This window comes from Streptomyces luteireticuli (assembly GCF_041519305.1).
GTDB lineage: Bacteria > Actinomycetota > Actinomycetes > Streptomycetales > Streptomycetaceae > Streptomyces > Streptomyces luteireticuli.
The window spans coordinates 4,942,712-4,958,590 of the sequence record NZ_CP167927.1 but is presented as its reverse complement, the minus strand read 5'-3'; the positions used below and the strand labels follow the sequence as shown (position 1 = coordinate 4,958,590).

Below are 15,879 nucleotides of genomic sequence, written 5' to 3'. Positions count from 1 at the left end.
ACGGAACTTGGCCTTCCAATTCTCACCGTCCAAGAACACGGACGGCCTCCTCTCGGTTTATGGGATCCGCTCCCAATCACCAGGCAGGTGTACGGATTCCGAGATGGCACCGGGCAACGTCCGGCCACCAGGCATCAGTGGTGCCGCCCTGTGGGTGGCACTCCTTCGAGAGGGCTGTGGGTGCGGAGCCCGTCCTCCCTCTGACCGGAAAACTCAGCGGTCAGGTGGGCATGGCGAAGTAGCCCCCGGTGGCGTGTGCTGAGAGCGTCGAGTGTTGTCAGGCGGCTGCCGGGGTGAGGGTGACGTCGTGGCCGAGGGCCTTGAGCTGGCGGACGAGGTCTCGGCTTTTGCGGCCCGGGTCGAGGTTGCGGGTGTGGAAGTCGGCGCCGAGGTCTCGGTAACGGGCGGTCGGGTCGTTCATGAGGTGCCAGACGGACACCAGGATGGAGCGGGCGACGGCGACCAGGGCTTTCATGTGGCCACGGTGTTTGGTGATCCTGCGGTAGCGGGCGCCGAGGAAAGTGTCGGTCCGTGCGGCGGAGATCGCTGCTTCGCCGAGGGCGCCGCGGAGCCAGGGGTTGCCCCTGCCGGTGGGGCCGGAGGTGTTCCTGTTTCCGGACTGCAGGGTGCGTGGGGAGAGTTTCGCCCAGGACACGAGATGGCCGGCGGTGGGGAAGACCGACATGTCCAGGCCGATCTCGGCGAGGATGACCTGCGCGGTGCCGGGGCCGACGCCGGGGATCTCGTCGAGGCGCTCGGTGTCGGTGATCGGCATCAGGGTGCCCTGTCCGGGGCCTTCGTCGTCCTCGGTGGTGGACAGTTCGGTCAGACGCAGGGTGATCCGGGCGGTGAGCTTGTCGATCTGCACGGTGAGGTGGTCGACGGTGTCCAGCAGCATCCGGCACATGAATGCGTGGTGCTCTTCGAACCGGCCGGTCAGGGCCTCGGCCAGGGTGCTGTGGCTGGCCTTGATCGTGCCGTGGGCCAGGTCCGCCAGGGCCTTGGGGCTGCGCTCGCCCGCGATCAGTGCCTCCAGCATCGCGCGTCCGGAGACGCCGAAGATGTCGGCGATCACGGTGGACAGCTTGATCTGGGCGTCCTCGAGGAGTTTCTCGGTGCGCTGCTTGTGGCGGGTGCGCTCGTGCGTCATGACCGCCCGGGCCCGGGTCAGATCGCGCAGTTCACGGACCGGCTTCGGGGGCACGAACGAGGGCCGGAGCATGCCGCGTTCGGTGAGCTTGGCCAGCCAGACCGCGTCCAGGCGGTCGGTCTTGGGCCGGCCCGGGACGTTCTTGACGTCACGGGCGTTGACCAGCCAGCACTCCAGACCACGCGACTCCAGCAGGAAGAAGTACGGCTTCCAATAGGTCGACGTCGCCTCCATCACCACCCGGGTGACGCCCTGGCAGATCAGGTGGTCGGCCAGGTCCAGGATCGCGCCGCTGGTCGCGACGGTGTTGAAGACCCGCTGCACGCGCTTGCCGGGCTTGTCCTCATGCGGCACCCGCACACAGACCATGCCCGACGCCTTGGCGATATCGATCGCCGCGACACGGGCCACGAGCTCCTCGGCCTGCTCGATCTCCTCGACGCCACCGCTGTCGTCGGTGTCCGCCATGCGCCACTCCCCGGTATCGATCCGTACGGGCCGACGCCTGCCCAGGGGGCCGCGGGGGGAGCGAGAATCTGACCGGCGTGCTCGATGGCAACAGTGCGTGGCCCCTCTGCGGCCCCGGCACCAGACTGACCTACGGGCTCAACGTCCCAACGAGCTACCGGCATCGGCGGGCAGGCGCCGCAGCCATGTTTTCACGCCGGCAAGGCGCACCCGAAGGGATCAGGGGGACTGACCTGAACGAACAGGGTCATGGACGGGTCCCACACGAACCGCTGGTCCACGTATGACCCACAGCCCCCGGAAACGTCAGTGCGGGATGCCCTCGATGATGTCCCGCGCTCCCTGTCGCAGTAGCTCGGCGCACACCCGGGTACCGAGGGTCCCGGGGTCGTTGCTGCTCTCGCCCCAGTAGTGGGCGTGGACGAATTTGGAGCCGTCCCGCGAGAAGACCATGCCGCGCAGCGATAGTTGGCCATCGGGGTCGGTGACGCAGTGCCCGGCAATGGGGCTGTTGCAATGGCCTCGGAGACCGTGCAGCATCACGCGCTCGGCAGTGATCTCGGTCATGGTCCGCTCATCGTTCAGCTCGGACAGCAGGCCCGCCACCGGCCCGTCGTCCTTGCGGCACTCCAGGCCCAGGGTCCCGGCCCCAACGGCGGGCAGCATCTCGTCCACGCCGAAGACCTGCCGACCCCGGCGGGCGAGACCAAGTCGTTCGAGGCCCGAGGACGCCAGCACCATGGCGTCGAGCTTGGTGTCGATCTTGCGGGTCCCGTCGAGCTTCTCGATCCGGGACCCGACGGCCCCGCGGACGCGTACGACGCTGAGGTCGGGCCGTACGCGGTTGATCTGCGCCTTGCGGCGGACGGCCGAGGTTCCGACGACGGCGCCGGGCGGCAGGTCGTCCAGCGTCTTCCGCTCCGACCCTTCGGGGAAGAGGAGCACGTCGCGGACGTCATCGCGAGGCAGGTACGCGGCGAAGATCAGGCCCGGTGGCAGCGGCCGGTCTCCTGGCACGTCCTTGACGCAGTGCACCGCCATGTCGACGGAACCGCGTTGCAGCATCTGATCGATTTCCTTGACGTACAGTCCCTTCCCGCCGAGCTGGGCCAAGTCGCCCTGCCACTTGTCCGCCTCGGTGGTGATGGGTACGACCTCGATGTTCAGGTCAGGCTCGCGCCTCCGGAGAAGAGCTGAGACCTGCTCGACCTGGGCAAGGGCCATGGGGGAACTGCGAGTGCCGATTCGCAGGGGACGATCGGGGAAGTCGGTCATGGTGTCCTCTCCTGGGTCCTGGTCTCAAGGTAGGTAGTAGGACGCGCGTACTGGAGCGGGCCGACGATGCGTGCCGCGATGCGGGGGTGCAGGAGTCGCAGCGCGCTGGCCGGGGGCTCCCAACGCCATGCGTCGATCTCGTCGTATTGCAGGGTGATGCGGTCGTGGTCGGCGGGGCTCAGTTGTGGGCCGGCGAAGATGAATGCGAGCCGGTCGCGTCGGCTGGGTCCCGAGGCTTGCAGCCACTCGACGGCGAACAGGTCGTGCGTCTGCACGTCGAGGACCAGGCCCAGTTCCTCGCGGACTTCCCGCCGGGCCGCGTCGAGGGGAGATTCCCCCAACTCGACTGCTCCGCCGGGGAGAGCCCACGGAGCATCGGGCTTCGCCGGGTGGACGATGAGTAGACGGTCCTGCGGGTCTGTAATGAGAACGGAGGCCGTGATCGGATGCCCGGGAGGTGGGGTCTTCGTCATGGCGCCAGCACCATCGGTTCACGGCGGTCCATGGCGCCGGTCGCTCCCATGCGGATACGTCCGGACAGCAGCCCGAGACCGAGGTACTCCTGCGTCGCCTTCTCGTCGGTGTGCGGCGGGAGGGGATCGAGTCCCAGCAGAATGCACACTGGGGTGCCCTCACTGACCATCCGCGACCATTCAGCGCCGACCGGTGGCAGACGCAGTGAATACGGGGCGTCCGCGATGGTGAGCAGAGTGCCCGAGGTGCCCAGCAGTATCACGCGGTTGCCCACATGACGCAGGGTTTCGGACGGTTCCGTGAGGTCAAGCGCGTCGGCCAAGTCAAGCATCTGCTGTTCGATGCCCTCAACCGTCTCGTCCGGGTGGCGGGCAGGTGGGTGGGCGATCACCAGGAAGGCCGCAGGGCCTGCGAAGGTGTCCTCGACCCACATGGACACCACCACGGCGCACAGCAGACCAGGAGTGATGTTCAGGGCGCGGTGTGATGGTGAGATGGCGCAACTCATCGTGTGCTCTCCCTCCGCCTGGTCGGCAGAGCGATGAAGCGGCGGACGACAAGGCGGGTGGGCGGTCGGGTGCACAGCGGGGATTCGCGGTTCTCGAGAGCGATGCTGACCAACTGACCTCTTTCCCCAACTGGTTCACTCACAGGCGGCTTGCTCACGGTGCGGAAGACACCCTCGTGGAGCACCGCGTCGCCTTCCCGAATGCGATCGGCTCGCATGAAGGCGAAATAGCGCGTTCCTCGGTCACTGACCGTACGTCCTGACGGCATGGTCACAGCAAACTCCCATCACTCGTTCGAGTCGGGAGCCTGGGCGGGGGCCAGTTGGGGGGCCAAGATGGGGGCCAGCAGCAGATGGCCGGGGAGGGCAGCAGATGGCCGAGACAGGCATCGGCACACTGCTCGTTCAGTTGCGCGATGACCTTGGTTGGTCACAACAGCGTGTCGCCGACGAGTACAACAAGGCCGAAGGACGTTCAGCCATGACCGGCAAGGAAGTCGGCCGGTACGAGCGAGAGTCCCGTGTTCCAACGTCCCGAACACGCAGCTTTCTTGCGGTCGTCTTCGGTATCGAGATGTCGGCACTCGATCGCGCGGCCGGCGTGACGAAGCGGTGCAAGGCGGCTGGCCGGCGAATCCCCCAGCCAATCGGGCAGAAGGGCCTCCAAGCCCCGCCATCACGCCGCGCTCTGGCAGCGGATGCCGCTACATCGGCGCGATTCTCACGCTTCGTCGCCAATCGGAACACGGATGCTTACGCGGTGGAACAGCTCGATGTTGAAGTCTTCACCCTCGCACGCCAGTACGTCAGCCATCCGCTCTCAGAACTGTATATCGACATTCGCGAACTCCGCGATGAGGCATTCGAGTTACTGAGGGGCCGACAGCGGCCACGGCAGACCTTGGACCTCTACGTGACGGCGGGCCGCCTGTGCGGGCTCTCCGCCCACGTATGCCTCGACTCGGGGGACTACTCCTCGGCGATGACCCACGCCCGTACGGCATGGGCCTGCGCCGAGGAGGCGGACCACCACGGGCTCCGCGCCTGGGTCCGAGGCATGCAATCGCTGATCACCTTCTGGAACGGCGACCCTGGGAAGGCCGCCGAACTCGCCCGTTCCGGCCAGTCCTTCCCAGCTACCGGAACCATGGGCGCCCGCCTCGCCAGCCTCGAAGCCAGGGCCCTCGGCGTGGCCGGAGACCGACATGGAGCCACCGCCGCGCTACTCAAAGCCGAACGCGCGCGGAACGCCTTGCAGAACAGCGAGGAGAAGCCCGGAATCTTCAGCTTCCCGCACGCCAAACAGCTGACTTACGCCGGAACCACACACCTCTCATTGGGCGACCGCAGCAACGTCAGGCAGGCGATCGACAGCGCCGCCGCTGCTATTGACCTCTACCGTGACTCGGACACCGATGACCGCTCAACCGGAGATCTCCTGGCCGCCCATCTGGACCTCGTGCGCGGCCACATACTCGCAGGAGACGTGGACGCCGCCGAGACCATGCTGACATTCGTCCTCGACAGCCCTCCCTCGCTTCTCTCAGCGAGCATCCTGCGCCGCCTCGCTGGTCTCAGCGATGAACTAGGGGCCGACCAGTACCGTGGCTCACCATGCGTCGCACACTTGCGCGAGCACATCATGAGCATCACCACGGCCACCGCTTCATACCGATAACCTCCGGAGCCGCTGACGTGACTGACGCCGCACGGCACGACGAAGCCCTCACCGACCGGTCTCTCCTGGCCGGCCGCGCCTACAAGAGCGGGCGTGACCTCTTGGCACGGCAGTCCCTGTACCAGTGGCAGTCTCCGCGTCACGACCTGCCCGGTTTGGTGGCGGAACAGCTTCGGCGGGTCCGCGGAACGGTCGTCGATGTCGGTTGCGGGAACGGCAAGTTCATCCGCCGCCTCCGGGAATTCCGGCCGGATCTACGGCTGCTCGGGCTCGACATCTCGGAAGGCATCCTCGCCGAAGTTCCGGGGCCTGTAGCAGTAGCCGATGTGGCACGGCTCCCCCTGCCCGATGGCGGTGCAAACGCTCTGCTGGCCCTGCACATGCTGTACCACGCCGAAGACATCCCCAGAGCGGTCGCGGAACTCGGCCGGGCCTTGGCCGAAGGCGGCACCGTCATCGCATCGACCAACAGCGAACGCGACAAGGCAGAACTCGACGAACTCTGGCAGCGCGCATCCGGAGACATTCTCGGCCGCGAACGAGGGCCCTCGCGCATCTCGTTGAGCGCGCGGTTCTCGTTGAAGGAGGCTCCGTCGCTACTCGGAGCCGTGTTCGGGACCGTGGGCGTGCTCGAACTGCCGGGGACCATCACGGTAACCGACCCGGCCCCGGTGATCGCGCACATGGCGTCGTATCAGGCATGGGCCGACCGGTGCGGTGTTCCGTTCGACGCGATGATCCAACGTGCGGAGGAAATCGTCTCCCAGCGCATTGAGAAGCAAGGCCGGTTCGAGATCACCTGTCTCGGCGGCCTTCTGGTATGCCGTCGTTGACCATCACCGTGTGCAGATCCGGACAGCGAAGGCGGATTTCGGGGTTCTCCACACCGGCGCTTGAGTTCCGGGATCCGGGCGACGGGATCCGAGCGCTCCCTACAAGGAATGGTGGGTTACTGAACCCACCCACCCGACCCCACGCGAGCGATGCGCGACGCGCACCCAAGCACGCGTATACCACGGCGAGTTCACGCCGAGTGACTCGTTTGCGACATGCTGTCGCCAGGCCCTAACGTGCCCCACAGCAAACGACCCCGACCGGTGCTACCAACACCAAGGCCGGGGTCTCACCGACGAGATCGAAGTCAGGAGTCGATCCCGATGGCTGACGCCTACCCTAGTCCCGCCCCGCTCGACGCGCATGCACCTCGTATGGCCCGTTCCGGTTTCGGCAAGCGGACCGCGCCCGGGCAAGCGCCGCGCCGCAAGGACGACTTCGCGCATCTGCGGCCCCGCGAGGCGTCGATCGCCGCCTTCATCGACCGGTTGCCCGAGGGTGCGGCGATGGACGGGAAGTCGCTGGCGGCCCAGTTGCCCGCGTACGGGCAGGCCGCCTGTCTGACGGCGCTGCGGCGGCTCGCGGAGGCCGGTCATCTGCGGCGGTTCCTTGTCCACCTCACGAGTGAGGACGGGAGTCGGCGTTGGGTGACGCGTACCTACTTCTCCCGTACGCCGCGCGACGACGCGTGGTGGGAGGCCGTACGGACGGGGGAGGTACCGGAAGAGCTCCCGGTCCGGGCCCCCGAGCCGCCCCGTCCCGCACCCGAGCGGCCCCGCTCCCGGGCGTACCGGCTCCTCGCCTCCCTCGGGCGCACGGATCACCGGATGACGCTCTCCGCCGCCGACTGCGCGAGCCTCGCGCCGCTCGTGGAGCCGTGGTTCGAACGCGGCGCGACGGACGAGGAGTTCGTCCGGGCCATGACCGGGCAGCTGCCGCCCGAGGTCCTGCACGCCGCCGGGCTCGCGCGCCGCCGTCTCCGCGACAAGCTTCCCGCGGATGCGGATGCCGCGCCGAAGCCGAAGCGGCCGCACCTGCACCTGGAGTGCTTCGTCTGCCGCGTCCCCGGCACGACCGAGGCGCTCCCCGGCGGCATCTGCCGCGTCTGCCGGGGCGAGACACCGCCCCGGCCCGAACCCTGCCGCACCCTCGCCGACGACGTCCGCGCCCACGTCGACGTACTCCGGACCATCAACCGCCGACGCGGAAGGACCGCACGCGCGTAACCACCCTGCACGACACACCGCCGGCTAGTGTGATGCGCCAGAAATCAGAGGCGTAAGTGGCTAGGGTTTTCTCATGTCACCAGGGCCTCGTGCTGTTGAAATTGTGTTGTCCGCTGAGGAGTTCACGGAGCTGACGCGGTGGGCCGACGGGGCGGCAGGGGCGCGTCTGGCGGAACGGGCGCGGATTGTCCTGGCCTGCGCCGAGGGGCTGCCGACCGTGCGTGTGGCGGCGAAGCTCGGCGTGACGGCGGACACGGTCCGCAAGTGGCGAACACGGTTCGCTGAGCGGCGGATGGATGCTCTGACGGACGCGCCGCGGCCGGGCCGGCGCAAGGCGGGACTGGTCCTGACCGACGAGGAGCATGTCCAGCTGACGCGCTGGGCGAGGCGGGCGAAGACCGCGCAGTACCTCGCTCTGCGCGCGAAGATCGTGCTGCGGTGCGCGGAAGGCGGGACGAACAAGCAGGTCGCCGCCGAGCTGGGCATTGCCCATGCGACGGTGAACCGCTGGCGGTCCCGCTTCATCGCCCGCCGTCTGGACGGACTGGCGGACGAGCCGCGCGTGGGCCGTCCGCCGTCGATCCTGCTGGACCAGGTCGAGGACGTCCTCGTGGCGACGCTGGAGTCCACGCCCGGCCGGGACACGCACTGGTCGCGGGCCTCCATGGCGAAGCACTCGGGCCTGTCGAAGTCGACGGTCGGGCGGATCTGGAAGCGGTTCGATCTCAAGCCACACTTGCAGGACACCTTCAAGCTCTCCACCGACCCGCAGTTCGTCGCCAAGGTCGTCGACGTCGTCGGCCTGTACCACCACCCGCCCGAGAAGGCGGTAGTGCTGTGCGTGGACGAGAAGAGCCAGATCCAGGCTCTGGACCGTTCCCAGCCGGTCCTGCCGATGATGCCGGGGATGCCCGAGCGGCGTACCCACGACTACTTCCGGCACGGCATCACCAGCCTGTTCGCCGCCTTCAACATCGCCGACGGCACCGTCATATCGGAACTCCACCGCCGTCACCGGGCCATCGAGTTCAAGAAGTTCCTGGTCACGATCGACAAGGCAGTGCCGCGCGAACTCGATGTGCACCTGGTATGCGACAACTACGCCACCCACAACACCCCCGAGATCAGGACGTGGCTGGGCCGGCATCCCCGCTTCCACGTGCACTTCACCCCCACCGGTTCCTCCTGGCTCAACCAAGTGGAGCGGTGGTTCGGCCTGCTGACCGACAAACTCATCCGCCGCGGTGTCCACCGCTCTGTGAAGGCCCTGGAAGACGACATCAGGGCATGGATCGAGACGTGGAACGAGAACCCACGGCCCTTCACCTGGACCAAGACCGCCGACGAGATCCTCAACTCGCTCGCGGACTACCTCGCGAAGATCGCCCCGCCCGACACCAAGACTCCCTAGCCACTTACGCCTCTGATTTCTGGCGCATCACACTAGCGGCCCGGGCCGACGTATTCGTACACACCCCCATGAGGGTGCCGCAGCACCGCCCGGTGACCGTTGGGGGTGGGTTGCGCCGGCATCACCACGGTGGCACCGGCCGCGACGCCTTCCTCGACGGCGGCGGCCAGATCCTCGACCGCCAGAGTGGCACTCACTCCGGCGACCTTCTGCACTGCCTCGTCCGGACCGCAGAAGAGGAGGAAGGGCCCGACGCTCGCCAAGTGCACACCGGCGAAGGCGAAGCGGTCGGCCGTGCGGCCGGTCAGCCGTTCGTAGAAAGGGACGGCCGCTTCCAGGTCGTCGACGCGCTGGCGTGCGATCACCGAGTCGATCTTCATCGGCGGACGGTCAGCCGTCGTCACGGCTCTGCCAGTCCGCGCGCTGCCGCAGCGAGATCCGGTTGCCGTCCGGGTCCACCGCCTCGACGCGGACCCCGAACCCGTAGTCCTCCGGTTCGGGCTGGTCGAAGGTCACGCCCCGGTCGCGAAGCACCTTGAAGTCCGCCCGCAGGTCGTCCGATTCGAGGAAGAGCGGGCCGGGCGTGCTGTCCGGCTGCGGACCGGCCGGCTGCCCCGAGGACGCGGCGTGCGGCCAGAGGATGATCTCGAGCGGGTTGCCGGGGACGCCTACGGTGAGGAAGCGTCCGTCAGGGCCCGAGAAGTCGACGCGCTTCTCCAGGCCGAGCTTTTCCGTGTAGAAACCCAGCGCGCGCTCCTGATCGGTGACATAGAGGGTCACGTACATGATGTTCGTCAGCATGGTGCTGTCCTTCCGTCCATCGGTCTGCGTTACTTCCCTGACGGGCCGCGACCGGAGAATGTGACGGACGGACAGCACCTAATCGAACCAACGGTCCCGCGCCAGCTCCCCCGTCCGCGACGGGTCCTCCAGCAGCGCCGCCGCCTCGAAGCGGCGGGACCAGTGGCCCGCCGCCCAGGCCAGGCCGGCCGCGACGCCCTCCAGGGTGGTGGCGTGCAGAGTGCCGTCGGGGCCGAGGCGCCAGTCCAACTCGACGCCCGCCACGGTGAGTTCCTCGTGCTCGACGTAGGTCGTGGGCGCCTCGGGGAGGAGGACGCGGACGCCGTCGGGGACGTCGCGGAGGGCGCCGGTGCCCGCCTCGACGGGGGCCTCGACCGTCTCGCTCAGGCGGCGGACCTGGAGCAGGTCGGCCAGGGCGGCGGCCAGGGCCGGGCGTACGGGGAGCAAGGGGCGGCCCGGGGCCAGCGGGAGCAGATCGGGGGCGTCGGCGATCAGCGCGTCGGCGGCGTCCACGACGCACACGGTGCCGTCCACCACGGCCCGCAGGTCGTCGGGGAGGGTGACCTCCTCGGGGTCGAGGGTCGCCAACGCCGAGTAGAGGGCGTGGAGCTGGGCCGGGCCGACCGGGCGGTCCCCGTCGGCCAGGCGGGCCAGGAGTTCGGCCGCGCCGCCCGGCTCGTCGAGGAGCGCGGCGACGGAGGTGCGGACGCCCAGGGCGCGCAGCACCTGCTCGTCGGCGAAGCCGGTCGCGTCGGCGGGTTCGTAGAGGCCGTCCAGGAGCGGATCTCCGCCGGCCGCCCGCAGGCCCGCCGGGCGGCGGCCGTCGAGGACCGGGTGGCCGCGCAGCCACCAGGCCGTGTACGGGCGGACGGACTCCGTCGTGCCGTCCGGGAGCAGGACGCGGACGGGCGTGGTCAGCGCGTCGCGCAGCGGCGGTTCGGCGAGGAGGGCGAGGGCCTGCGGCCAGGCGTCGTCGTCGACGAGGTCGAGGTCGCGGACGGCGACGATCTCGGTCGCGACGGGGGGCACGGGGGTGTCGGGCAGGCCGTCGAGGATGTCCTCGCACCAGACGTCCACGGCGTCGAGCAGGCCCGCGTCGTCCGGCTCGGGGAAGTCGCCGTCGCGCGGCTCCAGTTCGTCGGGGTCGAGGACGACGTCGGTGGCGCGGACGAGGGCGAAGTTCGCGAGGACGCCGACGGCGGTGAGCGGCTGCTCGCCCCAGTGTGCGGTCAACGCGGCGTCCACGGCGGCGAGTTCGCCGGGGCGGAGCACGCTCTCGAACGGGCTGCCCGGGTAGACGAGTTCACCGGCGGGGGCGAGTTCGCCGTCCTCGTCGGGGAGGGCGAGCGCGGCGAGCCAGGGCTCGTCGCCGGGGGCGAGGCCCGCGTCGCGGACGAGGCCGAGGACGGTGTCGACGAGTTCGTCGTGGTCGAGCACGCCGTCCTCGTCCCAGGACTCCTCCGCTTCGAGGGAGTGGGCAACGGCCGTACGGATCTGGGGGGTTGTGAGGATCGCGCGGGGCGAGGACGGGGTGGCGCCCAGCTTCTCCAGCAGCGGGTGGGCCGCGTCGGGGTGGGCGACCTTCAGCCCGAGGCGGGACAGCCGCTCGGCGCCCTCCCGCGGCGGCAGCAGGACCTGGCGCGGGCCGACGGCCGTGCGCCGGCCGTCGGCGAGCGGGACGGGCAGACCGGTCAGCCGGTCCGGGTCCACCCCGGCGAGGCTGTCGTAGAGCCGCCGCCACCACTCCGCGGGCCGCTCCACGCCCGCGAGGCGGTCGATCGTCTCGCCCAGCGGCACCCGGGCCACGCCCAGCGCGCGCAGCTCGGGACGGCGCTCCAGCCCGGCGGGGACCAGGCCGCGGAAGAGCTCGCCGAGGACGGCGACGGTCTCCGCGCCCGCGCCCTCCACGATCTCCGCCTCGGCGGGCCGCAGGGCGTACGGCTCCTCGCCCTCGGGCGCCGGTGCCGCGCCCGGCAGGAACGCGACGCGCGGCAGCCGCTCCAGGACGAGGCTGCGCAGCTCCGCGTCGAGCGGGCTGGTGGCCAGCGGGGACGGGACGAGGTCGAGCGTGCCGGCCGAGACGGGGCGCCAGTCGCGCACCAGCTCGGCGTACGCCTCGGCGGCGCGGCCGGTGAGGAAGTCGGTCAGCGGGCCGGGCGCGATGTGCCGGCGGGTCGGCTCCAGCGGGAACGTGGCGATCAACAGGCCCGGCAGGCCGAGGGGTTCGTCGGTGGGGGTCGGGGCGTGCAGCACCGGCGCGGTGCGCGGACGGGCCGGGGTGCCGTCCGGGGCGACCGGGACCGCCCAGGTCACGGACCAGTTGGGGCGCAGGCGCTCCTCGACCGGGCGGTCGGCGAGGAGGGCGGCGTCCAGCCGGCCGGAGGCGCGCCGGACGCGCCAGCGGACGGGGGCGCCGGGGCGGGCGCTGTCGTCGACGACGACGTGGCCGCCATCCGGTTCCTGACGGGACGTCAGGACGCGGGGGTCGTCGCCGGGCGTCTCGACGACGACCTCGCACAGCCCTGGCAGGGCCAGCAGCAGCGCGTCGTCGATCCCGGCGAGGAGGCGCTCGGCGAGGTCCTGCGCGGCGCCGTCGCGCAGGGGCAGGACGACGACGGTGTCGTAGCCGTCGGGGGCGGTGCCCTCGGCGGGGAACGGGAGGCGGAGCAGCGGGACATGGCCGTCGCGGCGGCCGATCTCCTCGGCGAGGCCCGGGTCCGCGGCTTCCTGCGCGAGGGCGCGGGCCTCGCGCAGGGACCAGCGGACGCCGCCGTGGCGGCCGAGGACGGCGGGCTCGTCGGTGACGGCGAGGACGGCGGCGAAGCCGACGCCGAAGCGGCCGGCGGTGTCCTGCTGGTCGCGCTTGGCCGAGGCGCGCAGCGTCGCGAGCGACTCGACGCCGGGGGCGTCGAGGGGGGCTCCGGTGTTCGCGACGGCGAGGACGGCGGGGCCGTCGTCGGTCGCCGTGCGGAGCGTGAGGCGGAGGCGGCCGGGGACGCCGGCGCGGGCGGCCGCGTCGGCGGCGTTCTGGGCGAGTTCGACGACGAGACGGTCGCGGTAGCCGCCGAGGGCGAGGTCCTCCTCGGCGTTGGCGTCCTCGCGGAAGCGGGCCGCGGAGGCGGTCCAGGCGGTGAGGACGCCCTGGCGGAGGCGGGCGGTGCCGAAGGGGTCGGTGGGGGTGCCGCTGCCGGTCACGGTGTGTTCGTCTCCCTGTGGTCGTCGTCCAGGGGTGAACGTACCGTGCGGGCGGGGTGGGGGGAGTTGGAGGTGCCCCGGACCCGCCCTTTCACCTCCCCCAGAGGGGGTGCCCCCATCCCGGGGCTGCGCCCCTCGGCCCGCAATGCGGCTCCGCCGCATTGTCCTCAGACTCCGGACGGGCTGAATCAGCCCGCGCAGCGCTACGCGTGCCCCAAGTCCTCTTCCCCGCCCGTCCCGCCGTCGCCCAGCGGCAGCAGGTCCACCACCGTTTCGTCGATCACCGGCGGCGCCGGCCGCGGGGGCTTCGGCATGACGGCGGCCTCCGAGTGGCCGCCGCAGCCGTATGCCAGGGACACGACGTGGCCGTCCGCCGGTCCGAACTCGTTGCCGCAGATGCCGAACGCCTGGCCGAGCGAGCCGCCGAGGGGGATGAGGAAGCCGCAGCTGACGCAGGAGGCGGGGGCCGCCTGGGCCATGGGGGTCTTGGCGCCGTGCGACTCGTCCCAGCGGTCGGCCGCGGTGTGCAGCCCGTAGCGGGAGAGGACGCGCGCCCGCCGCATGCCGAGTTCCTCGGCGAGGGAGGTGATGGAGCCGCGCACGGGGGCGGTGGCCTGGGCGGACGGCGGGCCGGCCGTGACGTCCGCGTCCTCCGCGTCGGCGAGCTCGGTCATCTCCGCCGAGAGGACGGAGTTCGGCGGCGGCGTGTCCTCGCCGGACCAGCCGGGCTCCAGCCGCAGGTCGTCCGCCTCGGTGGGCAGCAGGTCGCCGGGGCCCATGTCGCCGGGGCGCAGCCGCTCGCTCCAGGGCACCCACTCGGGGGCGAGGAGCGCGTCGGGGCCGGGGAGCAGCACCGTCTCGTCGAGCGTGACGACCTTGGCGCGGGAGGCGCGGGCGACGGTGACGCCCCAGCGCCAGCCGCGGTAGCCGGGGTCGAGGCAGGTGAAGTAGTGCGTGACGACGCGGTCCCCGTCGGCCGCGACCTCGACGTGGTCACCGACCTGCCCGGGGTGTGCGGCCTCCTCGGCCGCCGTACGGGCGAGTTCGACCGCCTCGGCGCACAGGCGGTCCGGGGTACGGCTTCGCATCGCAGCACTCACAAGAATCGATTCTCTCTTCCACGCCGTCTCACGAGTGCGCCAGCCGTACGGCCGGTTCGGCGGACGGAGCGGACCGCGGGGCCGCGTCGACGTCCGCCCGATCGGCCGCGGGCGCACCTGGTCATGTCCATTCTGCGGGATCGAGACGCGGCGCGCGGCCAAGAACGACCGCTGGTGGCGCATTGTGCACGCTACCCCGGAGTTCGGTGCGGGGTATACCCGGGTTTCGGAGAGCTCCCCGGGGCACTCCGGTACGCCCCCGGAAGCACCGGGCGCAAGCGCCCTGCGGAGCACTGAAGCCAATGGGGCCCCCGCTAAGAGATGATGGCGTGGTGGGAGCCATCCGGTCAGCAGATGGCGGCCCGCTCCGCCGCGGCGGCCGGAGCGTCGGCCGCGTGTTGCGCGCGCCCGTCTCCTTCGCCGCACGGGGTGTCCGCAGGGCGACGCACGCCCACGGGGCGGGCGAGTCGGGCCTGTCCAAGCTGATCGAGCTGCACGCGGTGAACTCCGCGGGCGACATGATGATCACGATCGCGCTGGCGTCCACCGTCTTCTTCTCCGTCCCCACCGACCAGGCGCGCGGCCGCGTGGCGCTGTACCTGGCGGTCACGATGGCCCCGTTCACGCTGCTCGCCCCGGTGATCGGCCCGCTGCTGGACCGGCTGCCGCACGGCCGCCGGGCGGCGATGGCGGGCTCGATGCTGACCCGGGCGGTGCTGGCCGTGATGATGTCGGGGGCGGTGGCGACCGGCGGTCTGGAGCTGTATCCGGCGGCGCTCGGGGTGCTGGTGGCGTCGAAGGCGTACGGGGTGGTGCGCTCCGCGGTCGTGCCCCGGCTGCTGCCACCCCGGATCTCCCTCGTGAAGGCGAATTCCCGGGTGACGCTGGGCGGTCTGCTGGCCACGGGACTGGCGGCCCCGCTCGGCGCGGGGCTGCACCAGCTGGGCCCCCAGTATCCGCTCTACGGGGCCTGCGCGATCTTCACGCTGGGCACGTTCTGGTCGCTCTCGCTGCCGCCCAAGGTGGACTCCGCCAAGGGCGAGGCGCGCGCCCGGCTGGTCTCGGCCGAGCACCGTCCGCACCGGCCGCACCTGCACGCCCGGGCCCGGGTCGAGGCCAGGGAGCGGCGCGAGCGGCAGCGCAAACCGGGGCTGCGCACGGTGGGCCGTTCGGTGCTGCACGGTCTCCAGGCCAACAGCGCGCAGCGGATGCTCTCGGGCTTCCTCACCTTCTTCCTGGCGTTCCTGCTGCGGGTGCATCCGCTGGGCGGGCTGGGCCCGGCGTTCTCGCTGGGCATGGTCGCGGTGGCGGCCGGCGCAGGCAACGCGCTGGGCACGGCGATGGGGGCGCTGCTGCGCTCGCGCGGCCCGGAGAAGACGATCGCCGCGGTGCTGACGGTGACGCTGGCGACCGCGGTGCTGGCGGCCGTGTTCTACAGCGCGTTCTTCGTGGTGGTCATCGCGGCGGTCGCGGGGATCGCACAGGCGCTGGGCAAGCAGTCGCTGGACTCCCTCATCCAGCGGGACGTGCCGGAGGAGGTGCGGACGTCGGCGTTCGCCCGTTCCGAGACGCTGCTGCAGATGTCGTGGGTGGTCGGCGGGGCGATCGGGATCGTGCTTCCGCTCAACGGCGTGCTGGGCATGTCGGTGGCCGCCGCGTTCCTCGCGCTCGGCGTGGCCACTGCCGTACGGGGGCTGCTGGCGGCGGCCAGGCGCGGCTCACCGCACCCGCGCGTGGCGTGAGAGAAACGGCCGGGTAG

13 protein-coding genes are annotated in these 15,879 nt (G+C 70.9%); 5 read left to right on the top strand and 8 right to left on the bottom strand.

Annotated elements, in window-relative coordinates:
* Window positions 1-277 precede the first annotated feature (277 nt).
* The 4 genes from AB8735_RS22260 to AB8735_RS22245 all read right to left on the bottom strand — a co-directional run bounded on the left by AB8735_RS22260 (window position 278) and on the right by AB8735_RS22245 (window position 3,875).
* Complete coding sequence (locus AB8735_RS22260; protein ID WP_372406596.1) at window positions 278-1,618, bottom strand: IS110 family transposase; 1,341 nt, start codon at window positions 1,616-1,618, stop codon at window positions 278-280.
* A gap of 306 nt (window positions 1,619-1,924) precedes the next feature.
* Window positions 1,925-2,893 (bottom strand): hydroxymethylbilane synthase, encoded by a 969-nt coding sequence (gene hemC, locus AB8735_RS22255; protein WP_372408908.1) that lies wholly within the window; start codon window positions 2,891-2,893, stop codon window positions 1,925-1,927.
* On the bottom strand, window positions 2,890-3,366 hold the full coding sequence (locus AB8735_RS22250) for an NUDIX hydrolase (RefSeq protein WP_344025847.1): 477 nt from the start codon (window positions 3,364-3,366) through the stop codon (window positions 2,890-2,892). Before AB8735_RS22250 ends, hemC begins: the two co-directional genes overlap by 4 nt.
* Window positions 3,363-3,875, bottom strand: a complete 513-nt coding sequence (locus AB8735_RS22245) for a hypothetical protein (RefSeq protein ID WP_372408907.1) — start codon at window positions 3,873-3,875, stop codon at window positions 3,363-3,365. The genes AB8735_RS22250 and AB8735_RS22245 overlap by 4 nt, the downstream gene beginning before the upstream one ends.
* A gap of 373 nt (window positions 3,876-4,248) precedes the next feature.
* On the opposite strand from AB8735_RS22245, the gene AB8735_RS22240 reads away from it, so the two are divergent.
* From AB8735_RS22240 to AB8735_RS22225, 4 genes are all read left to right on the top strand, one after another.
* A complete protein-coding gene (locus AB8735_RS22240; RefSeq protein WP_372408906.1) occupies window positions 4,249-5,553 on the top strand; it encodes an XRE family transcriptional regulator in 1,305 nt (434 codons plus the stop codon).
* A 17-nt stretch (window positions 5,554-5,570) separates the two neighbouring features.
* Window positions 5,571-6,386, top strand: coding sequence for a class I SAM-dependent methyltransferase (locus tag AB8735_RS22235; protein WP_372408905.1), 816 nt, complete (start codon window positions 5,571-5,573; stop codon window positions 6,384-6,386).
* A gap of 375 nt (window positions 6,387-6,761) precedes the next feature.
* The gene (locus AB8735_RS22230) at window positions 6,762-7,613 is read left to right on the top strand and encodes a hypothetical protein (protein WP_372408904.1); all 852 of its coding nucleotides are present in this window, start codon (window positions 6,762-6,764) and stop codon (window positions 7,611-7,613) included.
* Between the two features lie 73 nt (window positions 7,614-7,686).
* The gene (locus AB8735_RS22225) at window positions 7,687-9,024 is read left to right on the top strand and encodes an IS630 family transposase (protein ID WP_372406756.1); all 1,338 of its coding nucleotides are present in this window, start codon (window positions 7,687-7,689) and stop codon (window positions 9,022-9,024) included.
* 32 nt (window positions 9,025-9,056) lie between these two features.
* On the opposite strand, the gene AB8735_RS22220 is transcribed toward AB8735_RS22225, so the two are convergent.
* From AB8735_RS22220 to AB8735_RS22205, 4 genes are all read right to left on the bottom strand, one after another.
* Complete coding sequence (locus AB8735_RS22220; RefSeq protein ID WP_344025858.1) at window positions 9,057-9,404, bottom strand: VOC family protein; 348 nt, start codon at window positions 9,402-9,404, stop codon at window positions 9,057-9,059.
* A 10-nt stretch (window positions 9,405-9,414) separates the two neighbouring features.
* Window positions 9,415-9,825, bottom strand: a complete 411-nt coding sequence (locus AB8735_RS22215) for a VOC family protein (protein WP_372408903.1) — start codon at window positions 9,823-9,825, stop codon at window positions 9,415-9,417.
* Window positions 9,826-9,903: 78 nt separating this feature from the next.
* A complete protein-coding gene (locus tag AB8735_RS22210; protein WP_372408902.1) occupies window positions 9,904-13,020 on the bottom strand; it encodes a sacsin N-terminal ATP-binding-like domain-containing protein in 3,117 nt (1,038 codons plus the stop codon).
* Between the two features lie 203 nt (window positions 13,021-13,223).
* Entirely contained in the window at window positions 13,224-14,108 is an 885-nt protein-coding gene (locus tag AB8735_RS22205) for a DUF3027 domain-containing protein (RefSeq protein ID WP_344025864.1), read from the bottom strand.
* 314 nt (window positions 14,109-14,422) lie between these two features.
* Here AB8735_RS22205 and AB8735_RS22200 point away from each other — a divergent pair, with 314 nt between their 5' ends.
* Window positions 14,423-15,862 carry an MFS transporter gene (locus AB8735_RS22200; RefSeq protein ID WP_372408901.1) on the top strand — a complete coding sequence of 480 codons (1,440 nt, stop codon included), beginning with the start codon at window positions 14,423-14,425 and terminating at the stop codon, window positions 15,860-15,862.
* Window positions 15,863-15,879 lie beyond the last annotated feature (17 nt).